Source organism: Roseibium sp. (genome assembly GCF_051016195.1).
Taxonomy (GTDB): domain Bacteria; phylum Pseudomonadota; class Alphaproteobacteria; order Rhizobiales; family Stappiaceae; genus Roseibium.
Window position 1 is genome coordinate 2,850,773 of sequence record NZ_CP134616.1, and the last position, 20,975, is coordinate 2,871,747.

General features: G+C 59.7%; 18 protein-coding genes. 9 read left to right on the forward strand and 9 right to left on the reverse strand.

The window, feature by feature from the left end; all coding sequences use genetic code 11:
- The first annotated feature begins 10 nt into the window (after positions 1–10).
- Both RDA78_RS13160 and RDA78_RS13165 read left to right on the forward strand, forming a co-directional pair.
- Entirely contained in the window at positions 11–1,117 is a 1,107-nt protein-coding gene (locus RDA78_RS13160; RefSeq protein WP_434055755.1) for a mandelate racemase/muconate lactonizing enzyme family protein, read from the forward strand.
- Position 1,118: 1 nt separating this feature from the next.
- Positions 1,119–2,612 carry an aldehyde dehydrogenase family protein gene (locus RDA78_RS13165; RefSeq protein WP_434055756.1) on the forward strand — a complete coding sequence of 498 codons (1,494 nt, stop codon included), beginning with the start codon at positions 1,119–1,121 and terminating at the stop codon, positions 2,610–2,612.
- Between the two features lie 457 nt (positions 2,613–3,069).
- On the opposite strand, the gene RDA78_RS13170 is transcribed toward RDA78_RS13165, so the two are convergent.
- The gene (locus RDA78_RS13170) at positions 3,070–3,540 is read right to left on the reverse strand and encodes an Lrp/AsnC family transcriptional regulator (RefSeq protein ID WP_434055757.1); all 471 of its coding nucleotides are present in this window, start codon (positions 3,538–3,540) and stop codon (positions 3,070–3,072) included.
- Positions 3,541–3,662: 122 nt separating this feature from the next.
- Here RDA78_RS13170 and RDA78_RS13175 point away from each other — a divergent pair, with 122 nt between their 5' ends.
- Complete coding sequence (locus RDA78_RS13175) at positions 3,663–6,020, forward strand: transketolase-like TK C-terminal-containing protein (protein ID WP_434055758.1); 2,358 nt, start codon at positions 3,663–3,665, stop codon at positions 6,018–6,020.
- A 71-nt stretch (positions 6,021–6,091) separates the two neighbouring features.
- On the opposite strand, the gene RDA78_RS13180 is transcribed toward RDA78_RS13175, so the two are convergent.
- The gene (locus RDA78_RS13180; RefSeq protein WP_434055759.1) at positions 6,092–6,988 is read right to left on the reverse strand and encodes a class I SAM-dependent methyltransferase; all 897 of its coding nucleotides are present in this window, start codon (positions 6,986–6,988) and stop codon (positions 6,092–6,094) included.
- A gap of 87 nt (positions 6,989–7,075) precedes the next feature.
- Positions 7,076–7,828, reverse strand: coding sequence for a methanethiol S-methyltransferase (gene mddA, locus RDA78_RS13185; RefSeq protein ID WP_434055760.1), 753 nt, complete (start codon positions 7,826–7,828; stop codon positions 7,076–7,078).
- 162 nt (positions 7,829–7,990) lie between these two features.
- Here mddA and RDA78_RS13190 point away from each other — a divergent pair, with 162 nt between their 5' ends.
- Complete coding sequence (locus RDA78_RS13190; RefSeq protein WP_434055761.1) at positions 7,991–8,686, forward strand: winged helix-turn-helix transcriptional regulator; 696 nt, start codon at positions 7,991–7,993, stop codon at positions 8,684–8,686.
- Positions 8,687–8,703: 17 nt separating this feature from the next.
- Here the strand turns inward: RDA78_RS13190 and RDA78_RS13195 are convergent, their stop codons facing one another.
- Positions 8,704–9,744 carry an aldo/keto reductase gene (locus RDA78_RS13195; protein WP_434055762.1) on the reverse strand — a complete coding sequence of 347 codons (1,041 nt, stop codon included), beginning with the start codon at positions 9,742–9,744 and terminating at the stop codon, positions 8,704–8,706.
- Between the two features lie 14 nt (positions 9,745–9,758).
- A complete protein-coding gene (locus tag RDA78_RS13200; protein WP_434055763.1) occupies positions 9,759–10,469 on the reverse strand; it encodes a GntR family transcriptional regulator in 711 nt (236 codons plus the stop codon).
- A 112-nt stretch (positions 10,470–10,581) separates the two neighbouring features.
- Here RDA78_RS13200 and RDA78_RS13205 point away from each other — a divergent pair, with 112 nt between their 5' ends.
- The 3 genes from RDA78_RS13205 to RDA78_RS13215 all read left to right on the forward strand — a co-directional run bounded on the left by RDA78_RS13205 (position 10,582) and on the right by RDA78_RS13215 (position 13,862).
- Positions 10,582–12,105, forward strand: a complete 1,524-nt coding sequence (locus tag RDA78_RS13205) for a UxaA family hydrolase (RefSeq protein WP_434055764.1) — start codon at positions 10,582–10,584, stop codon at positions 12,103–12,105.
- Positions 12,106–12,152: 47 nt separating this feature from the next.
- Complete coding sequence (locus RDA78_RS13210; protein ID WP_434056143.1) at positions 12,153–12,842, forward strand: SDR family oxidoreductase; 690 nt, start codon at positions 12,153–12,155, stop codon at positions 12,840–12,842.
- Positions 12,843–13,007: 165 nt separating this feature from the next.
- Complete coding sequence (locus RDA78_RS13215; protein ID WP_434055765.1) at positions 13,008–13,862, forward strand: fumarylacetoacetate hydrolase family protein; 855 nt, start codon at positions 13,008–13,010, stop codon at positions 13,860–13,862.
- A gap of 15 nt (positions 13,863–13,877) precedes the next feature.
- Here RDA78_RS13215 and RDA78_RS13220 read toward each other — a convergent pair whose 3' ends face one another.
- Positions 13,878–14,228, reverse strand: coding sequence for a hypothetical protein (locus RDA78_RS13220; protein ID WP_434055766.1), 351 nt, complete (start codon positions 14,226–14,228; stop codon positions 13,878–13,880).
- A gap of 41 nt (positions 14,229–14,269) precedes the next feature.
- Here RDA78_RS13220 and RDA78_RS13225 point away from each other — a divergent pair, with 41 nt between their 5' ends.
- Positions 14,270–14,476, forward strand: coding sequence for a hypothetical protein (locus tag RDA78_RS13225; protein WP_434055767.1), 207 nt, complete (start codon positions 14,270–14,272; stop codon positions 14,474–14,476).
- A 10-nt stretch (positions 14,477–14,486) separates the two neighbouring features.
- On the opposite strand, the gene RDA78_RS13230 is transcribed toward RDA78_RS13225, so the two are convergent.
- Positions 14,487–15,593, reverse strand: coding sequence for an alpha/beta hydrolase (locus RDA78_RS13230; protein ID WP_434055768.1), 1,107 nt, complete (start codon positions 15,591–15,593; stop codon positions 14,487–14,489).
- A 226-nt stretch (positions 15,594–15,819) separates the two neighbouring features.
- Here RDA78_RS13230 and RDA78_RS13235 point away from each other — a divergent pair, with 226 nt between their 5' ends.
- Positions 15,820–16,701 (forward strand): LysR family transcriptional regulator, encoded by an 882-nt coding sequence (locus RDA78_RS13235; RefSeq protein WP_434055769.1) that lies wholly within the window; start codon positions 15,820–15,822, stop codon positions 16,699–16,701.
- Between the two features lie 20 nt (positions 16,702–16,721).
- Here RDA78_RS13235 and RDA78_RS13240 read toward each other — a convergent pair whose 3' ends face one another.
- Together RDA78_RS13240 and RDA78_RS13245 are read right to left on the reverse strand one after the other, a co-directional pair.
- Positions 16,722–19,778, reverse strand: coding sequence for an efflux RND transporter permease subunit (locus RDA78_RS13240; RefSeq protein ID WP_434055770.1), 3,057 nt, complete (start codon positions 19,776–19,778; stop codon positions 16,722–16,724).
- Positions 19,779–20,894, reverse strand: coding sequence for an efflux RND transporter periplasmic adaptor subunit (locus RDA78_RS13245; protein WP_434055771.1), 1,116 nt, complete (start codon positions 20,892–20,894; stop codon positions 19,779–19,781).
- Between the last annotated feature and the right edge of the window lie 81 nt (positions 20,895–20,975).

A 20,975-nucleotide genomic window follows, 5' to 3' on the forward strand; every position in this document is an offset into this window, starting at 1 on the left:
TGATACGACTATGAAAATCCAATCGATAGAAACGTTTACAGACGAATTCGTCTGTTTTGTCCGGGTGACAGCGGACAGTGGTGCCACCGGGTGGGGGCAGGTCGCACCGTACTATGCCGATATCACCGCCGAGGTGGTGCATCGCCAGGTCGCTCCATATGCGCTGGGTGAAGATGCGTTCGACATCGCGCATCTGATGGACATCATTCCGGACAGGGAGCACAAGTTTCCGGGCTCCTATCTGCGCCGTGCCATGGGCGGGCTCGACACCGCCCTGTTCGACCTCAAAGGCAAACTGGAAGACAAACCGGTGTGCGCGCTTCTCGGCGGCACGCCGGGCAGGGTACGGGCCTATGGCTCGTCAATGAAACGGGACATCTCCGCGCAGGACGAGGCCGACCGGTTGAAGAGACAGCAGGACGAATTCGGTTTCACGGCCTTCAAGTTCCGGATCGGTGCGGAGTGCGGCCGGGATCAGGACGAGTGGCCGGGCCGGACCGAAGAGATCGTTCCGACAATGCGCGGGGCCTTTTCCGATGACACGGCGCTTCTGGTCGATGCCAATTCCTGCTACTCGCCGCAAAAGGCGATTGAGATCGGGCATTTCCTGCAGGACAACGGAATTTCGCATTACGAGGAACCGTGCCCGTACTGGCATTACGACCAGACGAAACAGGTAACCGAAGCACTGGATATTGACGTTACCGGCGGGGAGCAGGATTGCTCGCTGGTCGATTGGCAACGGATGATCGATCAGCGGGTCGTCGACATCATCCAGCCGGATGTCTGTTATCTCGGTGGCATGCTGCGCACCATGCAGGTGGCCGAGATGGCTGATCAGGCGGGCATCCCGTGCACGCCGCATGCAGCCAACCTGTCGCTTGTGACCCTCTTCACAATGCACTTGCTCAGGGCCATCCCGAACGCCGGCAAGTATCTCGAATTCTCGATCGAGCAGGAAGACTATTATCCCTGGCAGACCGATCTCTACGTATCGTCGCCCTACTCGATCAAGGACGGCCACGCCACGGTGACGGACGCGCCCGGTTGGGGTGTCGAGATCAATCCGGAGTGGCTTGCGAAGTCCACCTACAAGATCAGTTCCCGGGAGCACTGAGATGGCCAATGCAAACGAGCTGATCGCCGAATACCGCAACACCGGGACACTTGGTGTGCTGCCGGCCGGGCACTTCATTGACGGGGCTTTCTCGCAGCCGGCGCATAACCGGACCATGGAGAGTTTCGACCCGGGCTCGGGAATGCCTTTCGCCCGTTTCACGGCGGGCACGACCGCGGACGTCGACTTGGCCATTGCCTCGTCGCGCCGGGCTTTCGACACGACGTGGCGCGATATGTCCCCCGTTGAACGCGCAAGGATCCTGCAGCGGGCATCCGCGCTTATCCTTGAAAACCTGGATCTGCTCGCCGTGGTGGAAACACTCGACAGCGGCAAGGCCTTGCAGGAAGCGATGGGGGATGTCCGTGGTGCGGCCAGGGCGTTCGAATATTATGCCGGGGCCTGCGACAAGCTGCAGGGCGACAGCTTCCCACTCGGCCCGGACTATGTCGGTTACACGATCCATGAGCCGGTCGGTGTGACCGCCCACATCATTCCATGGAATTTTCCGATTTCAACGGCCGCACGCGGCTTTGCGCCCGCACTTGCGGCCGGATGCACCGTCGTTGCCAAACCGGCGGAGCAGACGCCGTTTACCGCGTTGCTGCTGGCGGATCTCCTCTTCAAGGCCGGGTTGCCGGCGGGCGTCTGCAATGTTGTCACCGGTACGGGAGCGGAAACCGGCACGCCGCTGACTGCGCATCCCGACGTCGATCACATCACCTTCACCGGTTCGGTTCAGACCGGCCGCACCGTGATGAAGGCGGCAGCAGAAGATATCACCCGCGTGGTTCTGGAACTCGGCGGCAAGTCTCCCGTGGTCGTCCTTGCCGATTGCGACCGCGAGCAGGCGCTTTCCGGAGTACTCGGCGCGATTTACGAGAATGCGGGACAGATCTGTTCCGCGGGGTCACGCCTGGTGATCGAAAAGAGCATTCACGACGCGTTTGTCGGAGAATTGGTGGCGCGGACCAAAGCCTTGAAACTGGGGCATGGCCTCGGCAATCCGGATGTGGGTCCGGTGAATTCGTCCGAACATCTTGCCAAGATCGCCGGTTTTCTCGACCGGGCCAAGGCCGACGGGGCGCGGATTGTCGCCGGTGGTTCGGTTGCCGAGGATCCGGAAACGGGGCGGGGCTGGTTTTTCGAACCGACCATCGTCGATGCGGTCGCCGCGGACAATGAACTGGCGCGCGAGGAAATCTTCGGGCCGGTGTTGACCGTGCAGATCGCCGACGACGCAGACCACGCTTTGGCGCTTGCCAATGACTGTCAGTACGGTCTGGTCGCCGGCATCTACACCTCGGATTTTGCCAAGGCGCATCAGCTCGCCCGCAAGATCGATGCCGGGCAAATCTACATCAACGAGTATTTCGCCGGCGGCATCGAAGTGCCGTTCGGAGGAAACAAGAAATCCGGCTTCGGCCGCGAGAAGGGCCTGGAAGGCCTGATCAGCTACTGCAAGACAAAGAGCATCGCAGCCAGGATCAGCTGACGTCCCACATCAGCTCGTTCTGCTTGCCCTGGCCGGCTTCAGGGTCCCCGGAAGCCGGCCTTTTTTCGTTCGCATGCGGCAGCCGACTCCGTTTTCCGGACATCAGCGTAAGTGACGAGAACGCGGAACTGTGGTGCTGGCGGCCCATCCTTCGAGACGCCGCAGATGCGGCTCCTCAGGATGAAGTCATCATATTGAAGACCTGGTCGGTTACTCTGCGCTTATACCGCCACCGCGTGTTCCCGTCATCCTGCGAGACGCCGCAGATGCGGCTCCTCAGGATGAGGTCGTTGTATGGAACTTCTTGTCAGTTCCTCCTTGCCTCGGTCTTCAAGGCTTGATCCCTCATCCTGAGGAAGCGCGACGCGCTGTCTCGAAGGATGGGCGGGCGGCACGGCACGGAACTTTTCACCCCCTGTTCGCATCTGCGATCAAATTACGCGTACCGGCGCATCTTTTAAGGCGTGCGGGCGATACCCGATTTCACACGCCGCAGCGGGATCGAACTTTCGATGTTGGCGACGCCCGGAACCCGGGTGAGTTTCCCTGTCAGAAAGGTTTCGAAGGCCGCGAGCCCGGTTGTCGCGACGCGCAGCAGATAGTCGCGGTTGCCGGTCATCAGCCAGCAGTCCACGACTTCGGGAAAGGTCTGGATCGCGTTTTCGAACTGGTCCAGGTTGACATCAACCTGCTTGTCCAGCTGTACCGAAACGAAGACGGAGACTTCATAGCCAAGCGCGACCTCGTCGATGAGGGCGCAGTAGCCGGTCACGATCCCGCCATCCTCCAACTGACGCAGCCGGCGCGCGACCGGCGTCGCGCTGAGGCCGACGCGTTCCGACAGGTCCTGGAGGGAGATTCTGCCGTCCCGACGAAGTTCGCGCAGAATCTGGATATCGAATGCGTCCAGATTGGTGGATTTCGCCACAAGATCTCTCCTTTTTGGCGAATAATGCCAATATCTAGCCGAAGGAGTTATGAAATAGCAAGAATCCCGCCGCGCGCCGACGCTAGAGTGACGCGAATTCCAATCCTGTCGGGAACCGGGCAATGCACATCGAGCATCTCAAGACCATCGAACGGCGGCTGCTGTGGCTGTCACACTGGATGATCCACCACGCGAACCACATCCGGCCGAAGGTGGACGGGATCAAGGTGGGCGGTCACCAGGCGAGTTCGGCTTCGATGGTGTCGATCATGACGGCGCTCTATTTTTCCGCGCTCAGGCCCGAGGACCGCGTTGCCGTCAAACCGCATGCGTCGCCCGTCTTTCACGCGATCCAGTATCTGATGGGCAACCAGAGCCGCAAGAAGATGGAAAATTTCCGCGGTTTCGGAGGCGTGCAATCCTACCCCTCGCGTACCAAGGACATCGACGACGTGGATTTCTCCACGGGCTCGGTCGGTCTTGGCGTTGCGATCACGTCCTTTGCCTCACTGGTGCAGGACTACATCAACGCCAAGTCCTGGTCACCGGACCGCCCGCCTGGCCGGATGATTGCGCTTGTCGGGGATGCGGAACTTGATGAGGGCAATGTCTATGAAGCCCTTCAGGAAGGCTGGAAAAACGACCTCAGAAACTGCTGGTGGATCATCGACTATAACCGGCAGTCGCTGGACGGCATCGTTCGCGAGGGCCTGTTCGACAGGGTCGAGAAAACGTTCGATGCTTTCGGATGGGATGTCGTGCGGGTGAAATACGGGGCATTGCAGCGGGCTGCCTTTGCCGAGCCGGGTGGTGCGCGGTTGCGGGAATGGATCGATGCCTGTTCCAACCAGGACTACTCGGCATTGACCTTCATGGGCGGTGCGGTCTGGCGTCAGAGGCTGATGGACGATCTCGGCGATCAGGGCGACGTCACCGCGCTGATCGACCGGCGCAGCGATGCGGAGCTTGCCGACCTGATGGAAAACCTGGGCGGCAACTGCACACAGACGATGGCCGAGGCGTTTGCTGCGATCGACCACGACAGACCGACCTGCTTTCTTGCCTATACGGTCAAGGGATGGGGCACCCCCATTGCCGGTCACAAGGACAACCATGGCGGCTTGATGAACAAGGCCCAGATGCGCGACTGGCAGGCGCATATGGGTGTGCCCGAGGGAGAGGAATGGGACCCGTTTGCAACAGTGGCGGACGTTCCGGCCCTGACCGCTTTTCTCGATGAGGTTCCGTTCTTTGCAAAGGGGATGCGGCGGTATTCCGATAGCCGGATCGACGTTCCGCAAATCGCGCTGCAGCCGGGAGGAGAGATCTCCACGCAGATGGCTTTCGGCAAGGTGCTCGATGATCTTTCCAAGGGAGAAAGCAAACTTGCCGAACGGATCGTCACGACTTCGCCCGATGTGACTGGGACGACCAATCTCGGTCCGTGGGTCAACAGACGAAAGCTGTTCGCCCGCCATGTCATGGCCGATGCTTTCATCGAACATCGCATTCCGTCGACGGCAAAATGGGAATTCACGCCGGACGGTCAGCACATCGAGTTGGGGATTGCGGAAATGAACCTGTTTCTGCTGCTCGGGGCAGCCGGGTTGTCGCACTCGCTTTTCGGCCGGCGTCTCATCCCGATCGGGACGGTCTACGATCCCTTTGTCTGTCGCGGCCTCGATGCGCTCAACTATGCCTGTTATCAGGATGCCAGGTTCATGATCGTCGGGACGCCGTCCGGGGCGACGCTCGCGCCTGAAGGCGGGGCGCACCAGTCTGTCGGAACACCGCTGATCGGCATGAGCCAGGATGGTCTTGCGGCCTTCGAGCCCGCCTTCGCCGACGAGCTTGCCGTCATCATGGAATGGTCTTTCGACTATCTCCAACGGGAAGGGGAAGGCGATCAGGACGAGCGGACCTGGTTGCGTGACGAGACCGGCGGCTCGGTGTATCTGCGCCTGTCAACCAACCCGATCGAGCAACCCGTCAAGCGCGTCGACGAGGACTTCCGGCAGGGCGCCATTGACGGCGCCTACTGGCTGCGAAAGCCGGGGCCGAACTGCGAGGTCGTGATCGCCTATCAGGGTGTTGTCGCGCCCGAAGCGATAAAGGCAGCCGGCCTGCTTGCCGGGAACCGGCGCGATGTCGGCGTTCTGGCGGTCACTTCCGCCGACCGGCTGAATGCCGGCTGGACCGCTGCGCAGCGGGCAAGATCACGCGGACATGCAGCGGCAAGATCGCATATCGAACGGCTGACGGAGACGCTGCCGCAGCATTGCAAACTGATCACCGTCATCGACGGGCATCCAGCGACGCTTGCCTGGCTCGGCAGTGTCGCCGGTCATCAGACGATCCCGCTCGGCGTCGAGCATTTCGGACAGACCGGTACGATCGGCAACCTCTACCGGCATTTCGGGATCGATGCGGCTTCCATCATCGAGAAGGTCAACGGACTGACCGCGGGCCGCCGGATCTGAGGCGGTGCAATGGTGACCCGGGCGGCGCTTGAAATTGCCGCCCGGGCATCGCGCAAAAACAGATGCAGCAATCAATCCGCTGCATCTGCGTGGATCACCCATGACGAACTGTCCATCCAAAGTCCGCTTTCATCTTTGGGAACAGCGTCAAAGAGATGATGAAGATCCTTTTCTATCGCGGCTCTCTTTGCCTGCGCTTCGCCGCCTGCCAACCTGAAAATTTCCCCTGCCGGTCCAAGGGCGAGCTGGAAGGCGATCGCCTCCTCCGCGGTCCGGCCAACAAGAACCTTCGCATCGATCCTACCAAAGCGTATGTTCCTGAAACCGGCCGCTTCCATGATCGCGCGCGTCGCGGTTTTATCGGCCATGGAAAACGGACCCGGACCGCAGGAAGGTGCGGTTGCATCCGGCCGGGGCAGATGGGTCAAGAGGACTTCCCGTGCAGCGGAAAGCCAGGGGTTTGCTTCCCGGTCACGCCAAACGACATGCGTCATGCGGCCTCCGGGCTTCAGTGCCTTGCGCATGTTGCGCAAGCCCGCAACGGGATTGGAAAAGAACATCGTTCCGAAACGTGCGAACACGTAGTCGAACTCGCCTCTGGGCAGGGACCTTTCGGCGTCGCGGCACGCGAAGCTGACATTGTCGATCAACATCTGCTCGGCGGCGTGCCAGGATTGTGCGACAAAGGCCGGAACACAATCGATGCCCAGAACCGAGCCCCTGTCTCCTGTGCGACCCGCCAGTGCAATGGCGGTATCGCCGAAACCGCAGCCAACATCCAGCGCCCGGTCTCCCCTGCGGATGGGTAGCCCGGGGATGATCGCCGCGCTGTGGTGGCGCAGGCCGCCCACAAGGATGTGCCTGTATTTCAGAAACTTCGGAGCCATGACGTCAATCCAGAAATCCACGATTGGTGACGTCTCGGTGTCGGGCGTCATGTGAGGGGTCTGCAAGGCGGGTGCGGTCATGGTTTTTCCTTTGGAAGATAAGCGCGCTTCGTCCCTGTTCCGGGCCTGGACGCAGTCTTTCGGGACGGGGAAGGGGATACTTGAAGGTCAGGCAGACTGCGCGCGCCGCGGCAGCATGCGGAAGGGGTTTGGACACAGCATCGGCACACGCCTTTGATAGTCCCGGTAGGTCGCTCCGAACTCGCGCACCAGAGAGCGTTCCTCGAAATACAGGCCGATGAGGACATAGGCCGTCATCGAGGCAGCGAAAAACAAGTGCCCGGCGGTCATGACTGGTGTTGCGAAGAAGACCAGGATCACGCCCAGTTGCATTGGATGACGCACGATCCTGTAAAGCATCGGTGTCTTGAAAACGGGTCGCGGTACCGCTGCGCCGACATTGTTTGCCCAGATCTGGCGCAAGCCGAAAAGTTCCCAGTGATCGATCAGGAAGGTGGACAGAAGCACCATGGCGAGGCCGGCGAGAAAAACGGCGTAGACCACCAGAGCCCAAACACCGTCGACCGACCAGATCGCGGAAGGCATAGGTTTCCAGAACAGCATGAGAAGTGAAAGGAAGGTGGCTGCCTGAAGCACATAGGTACTGCGTTCCGCCTCAACGGAGATGAGCCTTGTCCACCGGTCCTTGAACCATTGGCGGGCCATCAGGGAGTGAAAAAGGCCGAACAGGAAGACAAGCAAGGCGTTGATTGCGAGTGATACCGGCACGTTGGCCGGAGCGCCGTCGTTGATCGCCTTCGGGACCGCGATGTCGAGCAGGAATCCGGCCATGTAAAGGAATGTGATGTTGAAAAAAATATAGCAAAGAATGCCGTAGAGCATCAGTCCGGGGCGTCTCATCGAAAGTCTCCATCTGCCTTGTGCCGCCGTTGCGGCAACCGCTTCTTGATGAGACTTCAGTTACGGACTGGCCGTGCTGCGCGATACTTCTGCAGGCGTAGCAACGAACTACGTATTGCGTAGTTGGCCCACGTGTTCTAGAGCGTATTCAGGAGGGTCTGCATGAAAAAATATGGCCAGTTCTGTCCCGTGGCAAAGGCGAGCGAGATACTGGGTGACCCCTGGTCGATGCTGATCGTCCGCGAACTCCTGCTCGGATCCAGCCGGTTTTCCAGCCTGCAGCGCGGCCTGCCCCGGATTTCTCCGACCATCCTGAACAAGCGCCTGAAGGAACTGGAGGCTTCCGGTGTCATCGTGAAGCGTCCGATCAGCGGGCAGCGTGGACATGACTATCGATTGACGCCTTCGGGCAAGGAGCTGTCCTCCGTTATTCAGGCCCTGGCCGTGTGGGGAATGCGCTGGGCCCGGGACGAAATGGATGATGACGATCTCGATGTCACCTTCCTGATGTTCGACATTCAGCGGAATCTCGCGCTCGACCAGCTGCCGGACGGCGAAACGGTCATCTGTTTCCAGTTTCCCGATTTGAATGAGTTCGGGACCTGGTGGCTGATTTGCACCAGGAGCGACGTCGATCTTTGCTACCAGGATCCGGGCAAGGACGTGAATGCGTACGTCACCTCGCGGTCCCGGACCATGATGGAGGTCTGGATGGGAGACCGTCCTCTTCCCGCAGCCCTAAAAGCTGACGAAATAAGCCTGGTGGGCGAAAGCGCCGTTTGCGCGCGGTTCGCAAAGTGGTTTCCGCTTTCGGAGGCCGCGGCGATACCGCGACCGACCGAAACGGAACGCTTCTAGCCGGACGCGCGATCTGGCTATGCCTCCGAGGGCAAAGGACAATCGGGACGTACCAGCTTTTCGGCCTTCAGGTCCGACCAGAGGCCTGGAGGGATCGCAGTTTCCAGAACTTCGACATTGGCTTTGACCTCCGCAGCACTTACGGCACCGGGGATGACCGTCTTGACGCAGGGGTGGCCGAGCACGAATTGAAGCGCGGCAGCGATCAGTGGCGTACCGTGCGATTTGCACACGGCCTCTATCCTGTGCACGCGCTCGAGGATCTCCGGTGGCGCTTCCGCGTAATTGTACTTGGCGCCCTCGACGGGGCCCGTTGCCAGAATGCCGGAATTATACGGGCCGCCCAGGATAATGCCGACATCGCGCTTTTCGCAGAGCGGCAGAAAACTCTCCAGCGCTTCCTGTTCCAGCAGCGTGTAGCGGCCGGCCAGGAGAAACCCGTCAAAATCGCCGAGGCCGAGCAATTTCTCGCAGACCTGCCACTCGTTCACGCCCGCACCGATGGCTGCAACGTCTCCGGCGTCCTTCAGTTCGCACAGGGCTCTGTAGCCGCCACCGTCGAACAGCTCTCTGACCTTGGCGTCGCTCTGCTCCTGCGACCCTTGCGAAAAGACACAGACGTCGTGCACAAGCAGGATGTCGGCATTGGCGACCGCCAACCGTTCGCGGCTGGCTTCGTAGCTGCGCATGACACCATCGTAGGTGTAGTCGAACACGATCCGCTTCTGCGGCACGTTGACGAAGGCTTCCGGGGTAACTTCATGGGGTTCGCAATCCAGAAGAAGCCGGCCGATTTTCGTGGAAAGCTGGACGTTATCCCTGCCGAACCTTGCCAGAGCCTTGCCGAACCTTTGTTCCGAAATCCCGAGACCGTATTGAGGAGCCGTGTCGAAATAGCGGATCCCGGCGTCGAAGGCCGCCTGCAGCGCCGCCTGTGCATTTTCTTCGGATACTTCCCGATAGAGATTGCCGAGAGGGGCGCCACCAAAGCCCATATTTGTTAACGGAACAGGCCTGTTCGTGCGGCCGCTCAACAAGGTGGTGTCGGTTACTTTCATGCGCGGGTCCTGTATCAGCGGGACTGGAAAAGTTCAGGGCGGGTTTCTGCGAGCGCTTCGATGCGCGGCATCAATTGTCCGAGATGGTGACGCAGCGCGGCCTGCGCGGCGTCCGCGTCGCGGTTCTGGATGGCGTCGACGACGGCCTTGTGTTCCTCCAGCGTCTCGACTGCCCTGCCAGGGGTGGGAAGGAGCAGCATACGTGCGCGCGTCACCTGCAAGGACACCAGCCGCGCGACTGCCTTCAGCCTCGGGTAGCCTGTAAACAGCATGAAGAGCTCGTGAAACTCTTCATCGGCCTGATAAAATCCAAGGATGTCGTCGTCCTCGATGAGAAGTGTCTGGAGCCGCATGTTCCGGTTGATCTGGGCAAACTGGTCCTCGGTCCGGTCAACCGCGACCTTTGCGATGCTTGCCAGTTCCAGCGCCTGCCGCAGGAACGAGCCCTCACGAATGTCATCCATGGAAAAATAGGCGACGCGCGTTCCGGACTGCGGAATGACATCGACAAGGCCCTCGTTTGCAAGCCGTGCGATCGCTTCCGCCACGGGAGAACGGGAAACGCCGAGTTTTTCGCAGATCGGTGCCTTGCGTAACACCTCTCCCGGTCTGAACTGAAGCGAAAGTATCGCTTCCTGAAGGGCCAGGTAGACCTTCTGGGCAAGCGAGCCCTCGAACGCGCTGATGTCCTGAAGCCGTGCCGCATCGATGTCGGTGTTCGTCATAATCGCCTCTTGCTGACTAACATGTTAGTTGACAAGGTTGGCAAGTCAAGATAGGTCGAGGGAAGAATATTGACCACAATCTTGAAGACGATTGATGCGGGAGAGGCGCGGTATGATCGGAAGCGGATTCATCAAGCTCAGATCGGACGACAATGTCGTTATCGCCTTGCGACCGCTTCCTGCAGGCACGGAACTTGATGGTGTGTCCCGGGCGTTAAGCGGCCAGATCCAGCCGGGCCACAAGATCGCCTCTTCGGCAATCTCCAGGGGCGACAATGTTTATCGTTACGGCCAGGTCATCGGGCAGGCGAAAACGGACATCCAGCCCGGAGAACATGTGCATTCGCATAATCTGGGTATGCAGGACCACAGCCTGCAGGATCATGAGTTCGCGTCTCACAACACGCCGTTGCCCGAGATTGATCACTCGAGAACCTTCCTTGGATACAGGCGCGCCGACGGGCGTACCGGCACACGCAACTATCTCGGCATACTCACATCGGTGAATTGCTCAGGGTCGGTCGCCCAGTTCATCGCCGAGGCAGCGGAGAGGAACGGGCTGCTCTACCGGTTCCCGAACGTGGATGGCGTCGTGCCGATCGTGCACGGCACCGGCTGTGGCATGTCAGGCGAAAACGAAGGATACGCGGCGCTTTTCCGGACGCTGTCAGGCTACGCGCAGCACCCGAATTTCGGCGGCATCCTTCTCATCGGCCTGGGCTGCGAGGTGATGCAGATTTCCGACCTTGTCGGTGGCCGCCCGATCAGGGCGGACGGAGCCCTGCGCTACATGACCATCCAACATGAGGGCGGCACGCGCAGGACCATTGAAAAAGGGCTTGAGGAGCTTGAGGGCATTGCGCATATCGCAAACGAGGTCGCGCGAAGCCCGGCCCCGATCAGCGACATCACCATAGGCATGCAATGCGGCGGCTCCGACGGCTATTCGGGCATCACGGCAAATCCCGCGCTTGGATATGCCTCGGACCTCATCGTGCGTCACGGCGGAACCACAATCCTGTCCGAGACGCCCGAGATCTACGGTGCGGAGCACCTGTTGACCCGCCGGGCGCAATCCAGGGACATCGGCGAAAAACTGCTGGAGCGTATCCGCTGGTGGGAGGAGTACACAACCCGGCATGGCGGTGAGATGGACAACAATCCGAGCCCGGGGAACAAGCGCGGCGGTTTGACGACGATCCTGGAAAAATCCCTGGGAGCTGTCGCCAAGGGCGGGACCGCGCCGCTCGCCGGTGTTTATGAGTTTGCGGAACAAGTCGACCGCAAGGGCTTTGTGTTCATGGACAGCCCCGGTTTCGACCCGTGTTCGGTGACGGGGCAGGTGGCCTCAGGGTCAAACCTGGTCGTGTTCACCACCGGCCGGGGATCCGTCTCCGGCTACAAGCCGACCCCGTGCATCAAGCTGGCGACGAACTCGGAAATGTACCGGCGCATGTCAGAAGACATGGATCTCAACTGCGGCGACATCGTCACGGACGGTGTCACCATCGAGCAAAAGGGCGAGGAGCTGTTTGAACTGCTGCTCCGCGTCGCATCTGGCGAACATACGAAAAGCGAAGAACTGGGCTTTGGCGGTGTCGAGTTCGTTCCCTGGCAGATTGGAGCGGTGATGTGAGGCGTCTTGAAGGGAAAACCATCCTGATCACGGCAGCGGGTCAGGGCATGGGGCGGGCAAGCGCGATTGCCTGTGCAGCGGAAGGTGCGAAAGTCATTGCGACCGACAAGAACACTGACCTTCTGGACGGCCTCGAGGGGATCGAGACCCACGGGCTCGATGTGACCGACGGCACGGCAATCAGCCAATTCGTCGCCTCGCTGCCCGATCTTGACGGCCTGTTCAATGTCGCTGGCATGGTGCATCACGGAACCTTGCTGGATGTGACCGACGAGGACTGGGAACGCGGGTTTGATCTGAATGTGACATCGATGATGAAACTGACGCGCGCCTGCCTGCCGGGCATGCTGCGGCAGGCGGAAAAGACCGGATCGGTCTCGATCGTCAACATGTCGTCCATGGCGAGTTCCACAAAGGGTTTTCCGAACAGGACACTTTACGGGGCTTCGAAAGCCGCCGTGATCGGTCTGACCAAGGGCATTGCCGCAGATTTCGTCACCAGAGGCATCCGCTGCAATGCGATTTGCCCGGGAACGGTCGATACACCGTCTCTTCGCGGACGCATTGCCTCCGCTCCGGATCCGGTGCAGGCGAAAAAGGACTTTGTCGCCAGGCAGCCGATGCGGCGTCTGGCGCAAGTTGCGGACATCACGCCCATGGCGGTCTATCTTCTGTCCGACGAAAGCCAATTCATTACCGGACAGGCGCTTGCGGTTGACGGCGGCGTCACGATCTGACGGCATCGTCCGTCAAGATGCAGAGCCGCTCCGGTGCAGGGACGTACCGAATTCCGGCGATGCGGGCTTCTTCTGAAAAGGCGCATCCCATATGAATGACCCAGCGCTTACAGCCGACCGTTGCGGTTGATCGGCAGACCACTGGCTAAACGAGAGAACTGACACATGAAATTGCTGCGTTACGGCCCGGCAGGGCAAGAAAAACCCGGACTGCTCGATGACAATGGGCGTGTGCGCGATCTGTCCGCACATGTGTCCGACATATCCGGCGACAGCCTGCTTCCGGAAAAGGTGGCGCAGCTGCAGGGCCTGGATGCGAGCAGCCTTCCCGTCGTTCCGGGCCAGCCTCAGGAGGATCTCAGGCTGGGTCCGTGTGTCGGCAATGTCGGCAAGTTCATCTGCATCGGCCTCAACTATGCCGACCATGCTGCTGAATCCGGATTGGATGTTCCGCCGGAACCCGTGGTCTTCGGAAAATGGACGTCCGCGATTGTCGGACCGGATGATGATGTCGAAATCCCGCGCGGTTCGGAAAAAACGGACTGGGAAGTCGAGCTTGGCGTCGTGATCGGCAAGGGCGGCAAATACATCGAGGAAGCAGACGCGCTTCAGCATGTTGCCGGTTTCTGCGTCATCAACGACGTGTCCGAACGGGATTTTCAGCTGAACCGTGCAGGAACCTGGGACAAGGGCAAGGGGAGCGACACCTTCGGACCGCTCGGGCCCTGGCTGGTGACACCGGATGAGGTCGGGGATTTCGATCAGCTTGCCATGTGGCTCGAAGTTGATGGCCATCGCTATCAGAACGGCTCGACATCGACCATGGTTTACAAGGTCCCCCACCTGATCAGCTATTGCAGCCGCTTCATGAGCCTGCAGCCGGGCGATGTGATTTCCACCGGAACGCCTCCGGGCGTCGGCATGGGACAGAAGCCACCGGTTTATCTGAAGGGCGGCGAGGTCATGCGCCTTGGCATCGAAAAACTCGGCATCCAGACACAGAACGTGAAAAACGCCTGATTTCGGATCTCAGCACTACTTCGTCTCGGCAACATAGACGCCGTCCCAGTTCGCAGGGGGCGGCGTTTTCTTGAAAGTTTCGATCCTCGCACGAAACGTCGCGGCGAGCTTTACCAGTTCGCCGTATTCGGTCTCGGCTATGTCCATGCAACGCGCCAGTGCAACATCCCAGTCCTGATTGCGGTAGTGGCGCAGCATGTCGTCATATGCCGCCTTGCTGGCCACAAAAGTCCTGTTCAGTGCCAGGTCGACATCTCCCAGCAGACAGAAAATGCGTTCAGGTTCCTGCTTTCCCTTGACCCGGATGAGATCGACTTCAACGCCGCCAACCACGACCGAGTCGATTCCCGCTTCGTTGCTTTTCACCGCAAAAGCATTTTGTCCGGTCGCGACGCGCAGCAGTGCTGATGGCTGCCGGATACAGCGATGAAGAGGTGCCGCTTCTTGTCCTGGAAACGCCGGAAGGAGAAGGCCACATGACGCTCCTGGTTGCCCAATCAGATCAAGCGCTGGTTCTCGACAACCGCTTTCGTGCCGCAGTGCCTCTCAGTTCTCTGAAAAACGACAAGGTTGTCGCGGTCGCTTCAAGAGCGGGTTATTTCGTCGCCCGATAAGTGTGCGCGATCAGTTGCCGAGGAACAGCATGTCGGCAACGCTGTCTCCAACCCTTTGCGCAAACGCCTCTCGGTTCTCAGGCAGCGAGACGGGTGATATCGCGCCGGATTGAATCATTCCGATAAGCGTGGGTGAATTGGCGAATGTGGCGTGCGAAGCGCCGTCCTGGCCATCGTCAATTTCGGAAAGGTCGAGAACCGTGATGCCGAGCTCCTGAAGAGATTCGATATCGCCTCCCTGACCGACGCGCGCTGTGCCGCCGCGCAAGTCGCGCGAAATCTTCAGTGCCTTGTCCTTGCGCGATGCAAGAACCAGAAACGGATCGGGCTTGGGATCAATCACTGCGACTTGCGAGGCAAACACGTCCTCATCGATATCGGGGGATGCCAAGACAAGCGGGCTGATCTTCCTGAGAACGGATTTCTTGTTGGCAAGGGAGAGCTGGCGCACGGCCTCCATCGTCAGCAAGGTTCCCATGGAGTGGGCAACAACGGCCACCGACTTCGCCTCGCTCCTGGCCGCCAGTTCGATGGTTCTCTGAAGACCATCCCTCGCAAACTGGACACTGTCGCGATCATAAAGGTAGGCGCTGGTCTTGCCCGCCGATGGCCACGAGTAGTGGATGCCGACCACCGGCTGGTTGAAGTCGTGGATGAGCTGGGCCTGCCGATAGATCCCGGAGACATAAGACACGTTGTAGCCGTGGATGAAAATCATCACGATCCGGTCCGATGGCTTCAGACGGCGCAATTGTGCGTTGATCAGCGCCAGCTGTTCCGCCGCAGACCCGGTTTCGCGCATTCCCGTGACCCCGAACTCGGTTGCGGGATCGGGATTGCGCGACGGGACTTTTATCGTACCCGGCTTCCGGTCTTCCGGCACCCAGACATCGATTTCGGCGTAGGAAAGTTCCGAGCTTCGTCCACCGCCAAACCTGATTTTCGGATCATCGATGGGTTTGCGGGGCGTCACGGCGAAGATCGGAACGGTCGTTCCTTCGGACTGCAGATCATCGATGAGTTCGAACTGGGCGGGTGTCCCGGCGCACCCTGCCAGAAAGAGGGCCATTCCGAACGCAAGACAACGGCTCGTGATCTTGGCAAACCGTGCGCTCAAGCAGTCGCGCCCGTCGGTTTCAGCTGAACCGGGCGTCATGAGCCGGACGGTTGCTTTTGATTGATCAAGTCGACTGCCTGCCTGTTGCTGACTTCGTGCTTGCAGGATTTTACAAGGCGTGCCTTGTGCGTAAATGTTCCCAAATGCACATGGCATGCGCGAAAATGCGACCGTGACAGATTTTCCCGCTCGACTAGATACGGTGCTCAAAAAAACGAAGGAAGCCATGGAAAACTGGAATGAGATCCGCACGGCCTACGAGCTTCTCAGATGCGGAACCGTGAGCGGGACGGCGGATGTCCTGAACATTCACCGGGCAACAGTCATTCGACACATCGATGCCCTTGAGGCGCTCCTGGGTGAAAAGCTCTTCATTCGAAGCGCAAAAGGATACGTAGCGACGGAAGTCGGCGTGGAGCTGCTGGACGTCGCGGCTCAGGCCGATGAGCGGTTCAGGCAGTTTGCAACGCGTGCCAAGTCCGGCGAGGCGGGGCTGACCGGGGACATCATCCTGACGGCGGACGGGCCTCTTTTGATGTTTCTGCTGCCGACAATCCGGGAGTTTCAGAAGAGCCATCCTCAAATCACGGTCCGGTTCATCGCAGAACGCCGCGTGCTGCGGCTGGACTATGGTGAAGCGCATGTCGCCATCAGGCTGGGCAAGGAACCAGATGAGCCGGACAACGTGGTTCAGCCTTTCAAGACAATCCGGTTCGGACTTTATTGCAGCCAGACGTACGTTCAGAACCACGGCGATGTGGTGAAGGAAGATCTCTTTGCCGCGAACAGATGGGCGCTTGCGGACAATCAGGTCTACCTGCCGGAGTTTTATGCCTGGCTGCGCGATCAGGTGCCGGAAGAAAACGTCGCCTTCCTGAGCAACGATCCGGTTGGTGTGTTTCATGCCATCGAGGCGGGTGTCGGACTGGGGTTTCTGCCACGCGAGCGGGCGGCGCGTCAGCCGCGTCTCAAACAGATTGCACGGTCGGACCCGGACTGGTGTCTGAAGCTCTGGCTGGTGACCCATGTCGACCGGCACAGAAGTGCCAAGGTCCAGACCTTTCTGGAGTATCTGAAGGAACATCCCGTCGACACCGTGGACTATTAGGGTCCATCGCCTAGGTCACTTCATGCCGGGACAGATGCTCCGGCAGCCGGCTTCTCGTTTCGCATGAGGAGGTAACAGACGCTTGGAACGAAGATCAGGGTCAGTGGCGAGGCGACGATCAGTCCGCCTATCATGATTGTTGCCATCGGTTCAAACAGCGCACCGCCGCTGATTGCCATCGGTATCAGACCGCCGACCGTTGTCAGAGACGTCAGGATAACGGGTTTTGCCCGCTGCTCGGACGCCCTGACGATGGCGTCTGCCACATTCATCGTTTCCAGGTTGATGTCGATCTGGTTGATGAGAACGATCGCATTGTTGATGATGATCCCCATCAGCGACATGAGACCGAGCATGGCGAAGAAGGACATCGGCCGGTCGGTCAGCATCAGGGCGAATGGAGCACCGATCAGGATGATCGGGATCGTCATGAAAGTAATCAGTGTGCGGCGGATCGAATTGAACTGGAAGACAAGTGCCAGGATCATGACGCCGAGCGCATAGGGCAGGTTTCCACCCAACTGGCTGTTCACGTCGGCCGTGTCCTCGAGCTCGCCGCCAATCCTGATCGAATAGTCCGCGTCCAGATCCAGGTTGTCGAGGGTTGGCTGTATCCGTTCCAGGAGCTGATCCGCCGCCAGGCTGTCACTTTTTGCAGAGATGATGATCTGCCGGACCTGATTTTCTCGTCGGATTTCCGAATACTCAAGCTGCGGACGGAAATCGGCAACCTGGTCGATCGAAATCAGTTCCCCGTTGGCCGAGATGGACAGGTTCGCGAGGTCTTCGACACTGTCGCGATTGTTCCTGGATGCCCTCAGCACGATGGGGATCTGTTCGTCACCTTCGCGGAATGTCGAATAGACTGTTCCGGAGAAATAGGACGCCATCACGCCGGAAATTTCCTTCGATGTCACTCCGAACTCGCGCGCCTTGTCCTGGGCGATATCGACAACGACTTTCAGAACCTTGTTGCCCCAGTCGGTTTCATTCTTGATCATATCGGGCGCTGCGGCAAAGGCAGCCTGGACGTCCGCACCGGCGGCCAGGAGCGTGTCCGCGTCGGGGCCGCTGATCTCGACGTCCACGAGGCCGGCTTCGCCGCCGCCATTGGACAGCCGCGTCACCCGAAACCGGGCGGCGGGAAACTGTTCGATGAAAACACGGCGCGCACGTTCCGAGACCTCCTTGGCCTCTTCGAATGTCGACGTGTTGACGACAAAAAACGCGCTGGCCGGATCCGGGTCGGCCGGGTTCAGGGAGAGATAGAATCTCGGACCGCCTTCGCCCACGAAAGTCGTCGTTGAGACGACCCCGGGGTTGATCGTCTCGTTCATGAGCCAGCGGTTCACGGCAAGCGCCTGGCGTTCGGTTTCGGAAATGGCTGCCTCCTTGGGCATATCCATGTAGATGAGAAAATCCGCGCGTTCTGTCAGCGGAAACATTTCAGACTTCACCAGGGAGAACTGACTGGCGCTGAAGCCGACGGCCGCATAGGTCAGGACGATGATCGGGATGCCGAAGGGCAGAAGACGCTGTGTCAGGCCGCCATAGAGGCGCAGCAGCGCCGATTTTTCGGCCTTCTTCTTTTTCTGCCGTTTCAGCAGACGCACGCTCAGGAAGGGAAGAATGTAGAGTGCCGTCAGCCAGGAGCCGAGCAGCATCGAGGAAACAACGGCGCCGAGCGAAAAGGCGAATTCCCCCTCGATGCCGTCCATCAGCAGCATCGGAATGAAAGCCGAAACCGTTGTGATCGAGGCGGCTGCGAGCGGAATGACATATTGGCCGCCGGCGTCGATCGCGGCTTCGGTCGGGCTCTCACCGGCATTGATGCGTCCTTCTATGTCCTCGACCACGACCAGACCGTTGTCGACCAGAAGGCCAAGCGAAATGATGACGGCGGCGATCGAGACCTGTTCCACGTCAACGCCGATCAGACCCATTCCTGTCAAGGCGAAACCGATGGTGAAGGGTACGATGCTCGCGATGACAACGGCTGCGCGAAACCCAAGGAACAGGAGCATGGCCAGGAAGACGACAGCGAATGTCTGGGCGACATTCGACAGCGCATTTGACACTGCCGCGGTGACATTGGTTTCCTGAAAGGTGGAGACATTGACCGATATCCCGATCGGCTGCGTCGCCTCGAAGTCCGCAAGGCGCTGCGCCAGTTCCGCGCCGAGGATCTGAATGTCCGTGGCATCCGCCATTTCAAGGCTCAGCAGAACCGCGGGAACACCGTTGAAGAAAACCGGTGCTTCCTTCGGATCGGCATATCCGCGCCTGACGTCGACAAGGTCGGCAAGGCGGACATAGCCAGAAAGACCGCTGACCTTGGTGAGAACGCCCCGGATTTCGTCAACCGAACTCAGGTCGCCGTTGGCTTCAAGAACAATGCTTGTGCCGCCTGCATCGATTTCACCGGCCGGCAAGATGACATTCTGCGCCTGCAGGTCCTCAAGCAGCTGGTTCAGCTGAACGCCGATCGAGGCGAGTTTGCGCGTGTCGAGATCCAGCCAGATGCGCTCGTCCTGCTCGCCGTAAAACGTGACCTTGGTGATGCCGGGGACGCGGTAGAGGTCCTTTCTCAGATCCTCGGCAACGTCCTCCAGATAGGCCAGTTCGAAGCCGTCGCCTGTCAGCGCGACGGTCGCAATGGCAACGTCGCCATAGTCGGTGTTGACGAACGGGCCGCTGGTTCCGTCCGGCAGGTCGGCGGTGACGTCGTCCATCTTGTTGCGCAGATCTTCCCAGGCACCTTCGATTTCTCCGCCGTCGACCGTGTCATAGAGCGTTGCGTAGAAGAGCACCTGACCGTTGGTGATGATGGTCTCGATGTCTTCGACCTCTCCGATTTCACGGATCTTGCGCTCGATCGGAATCGCAATCAGGTCTTCGATCCGTGTCGGTGCCATGCCTTCGAAAGTTGCCTGGATTGCGGCTGTGCGGATCGTGATGGCGGGATCGGCGCGTTTGGGCAGGTTGAGATAGGAGGTCGCGCCCATGATCAGGATGAGGGTCATGACCAGATAGGTCATGCGCGATTTTTCCAGTCCGAAGCGGGTCAGGAAATCCATTCAGTCCTCCGCTTCGATCAGCTTGACCTTCATGCCTTCGCGCAGGAAGGAAACACCGGCAATCGCGATACGCTCGCCGGGTTCGAGCCCATCGATGATCAGCAGCTTGTTCTCCCTGATGCCGGCCATGAGGACTTCGCGCTTCCGGACCGTTTCGGTGCCGGGGTCAAAGACGAAGACGGGCACCGGGACGACGCTGCCCGGACCGGCGTCTTCCGGTATCTGGCCTTCGTTGATCGCGGCGGTCATCGGGATCAGGTAGCCCTGGTCCGCGGGAAGGGCGAATTCGAAGGACACCTCGACGGCCATGCCGGCCCGGATCAGGTCATGGCTGCCGCGCAGTTCGACGATCACCGGGAATGACGACACGGTGTCGGCACGCTCGCCAAGTTCGTTGACCACCGCGTCCAGGACAATGGACGGATCATCCGCCAGCCGGACCTTTGCGGGTGTTCCGACGACTAGCTGCGCGACCGTGTCGAAATTGACCGAGAAGGAAACCTCGTAGCTTGTTGCATCATAGAGCGAGGTGATCACGGTTCCGGACGCCACGGTAGCAAAGGAATCCGCGTCGACGCTGTTGATGATGCCGTCAAACGGGGCGACGATGATCGTATCGGCCAGATCCTCTTCCGCGGACCTCAGGCTCTTTTGTGCCTGAACGAGCTGGGCCTGGCGGGTCTGCACGTCGGTTCGCGCGTCATCGACCGTCACCTTGGAGACGACACCGCGTTCAAACAACGTTTCCTGCCGGCCAAGATCGTCCTCGGCCTGCTTCAGCAGTGCCTCGGCCTCGTTGACGGACGCCTGGGCGTTTTCGATCGAAACAACGAACTGCGTGTCGTCGAGAACTGCAAGCTGCTCGTCTTTGTCGACACGCTGCCCGACGGCCAGGTCGACAGTGCTCAGCTTGCCGCCGACCTCAAAGGACAGGGAGGTGATTTCGGAGGGTTCAAGGACGCCGGGATACTTGCGCTCCGTGCTCTCTGATGTCTCCTCGATCAATTGGGTGAGCAGTCCCCTGACAGGCGGGTCGGCTGGAGTGATTTCCTGCTCTTCGGGAGTGCAGGCGGTGAGTCCCGCCAGGGCAAACACCGACAGCATGAAAACGCGCATGAATTGACCTCATTGACCCGGTTTGGCTGGAACGCATGTGCACGGAGCTTCCGCAGCTAGACGTTTGCATTCCACCGGGCC

What these genes read in the sequence shown, in the direction of transcription:
- mddA (WP_434055760.1), bottom strand. Translation starts at nt 7,828, where the DNA reads ATGAGACGCCCCGGACTGATGCTCTACGGCATTCTTTGCTATATTTTT.
- RDA78_RS13190 (WP_434055761.1), top strand. Translation starts at nt 7,991, where the DNA reads ATGAAAAAATATGGCCAGTTCTGTCCCGTGGCAAAGGCGAGCGAGATA.
- RDA78_RS13180 (WP_434055759.1), bottom strand. Translation starts at nt 6,988, where the DNA reads ATGACCGCACCCGCCTTGCAGACCCCTCACATGACGCCCGACACCGAG.
- RDA78_RS13225 (WP_434055767.1), top strand. Translation starts at nt 14,270, where the DNA reads ATGGCTGCCGGATACAGCGATGAAGAGGTGCCGCTTCTTGTCCTGGAA.
- RDA78_RS13245 (WP_434055771.1), bottom strand. Translation starts at nt 20,894, where the DNA reads ATGCGCGTTTTCATGCTGTCGGTGTTTGCCCTGGCGGGACTCACCGCC.
- RDA78_RS13175 (WP_434055758.1), top strand. Translation starts at nt 3,663, where the DNA reads ATGCACATCGAGCATCTCAAGACCATCGAACGGCGGCTGCTGTGGCTG.
- RDA78_RS13240 (WP_434055770.1), bottom strand. Translation starts at nt 19,778, where the DNA reads ATGGATTTCCTGACCCGCTTCGGACTGGAAAAATCGCGCATGACCTAT.
- RDA78_RS13210 (WP_434056143.1), top strand. Translation starts at nt 12,153, where the DNA reads ATGGGGCGGGCAAGCGCGATTGCCTGTGCAGCGGAAGGTGCGAAAGTC.
- RDA78_RS13200 (WP_434055763.1), bottom strand. Translation starts at nt 10,469, where the DNA reads ATGACGAACACCGACATCGATGCGGCACGGCTTCAGGACATCAGCGCG.
- RDA78_RS13165 (WP_434055756.1), top strand. Translation starts at nt 1,119, where the DNA reads ATGGCCAATGCAAACGAGCTGATCGCCGAATACCGCAACACCGGGACA.
- RDA78_RS13205 (WP_434055764.1), top strand. Translation starts at nt 10,582, where the DNA reads ATGATCGGAAGCGGATTCATCAAGCTCAGATCGGACGACAATGTCGTT.
- RDA78_RS13235 (WP_434055769.1), top strand. Translation starts at nt 15,820, where the DNA reads ATGGAAAACTGGAATGAGATCCGCACGGCCTACGAGCTTCTCAGATGC.
- RDA78_RS13195 (WP_434055762.1), bottom strand. Translation starts at nt 9,744, where the DNA reads ATGAAAGTAACCGACACCACCTTGTTGAGCGGCCGCACGAACAGGCCT.
- RDA78_RS13215 (WP_434055765.1), top strand. Translation starts at nt 13,008, where the DNA reads ATGAAATTGCTGCGTTACGGCCCGGCAGGGCAAGAAAAACCCGGACTG.
- RDA78_RS13160 (WP_434055755.1), top strand. Translation starts at nt 11, where the DNA reads ATGAAAATCCAATCGATAGAAACGTTTACAGACGAATTCGTCTGTTTT.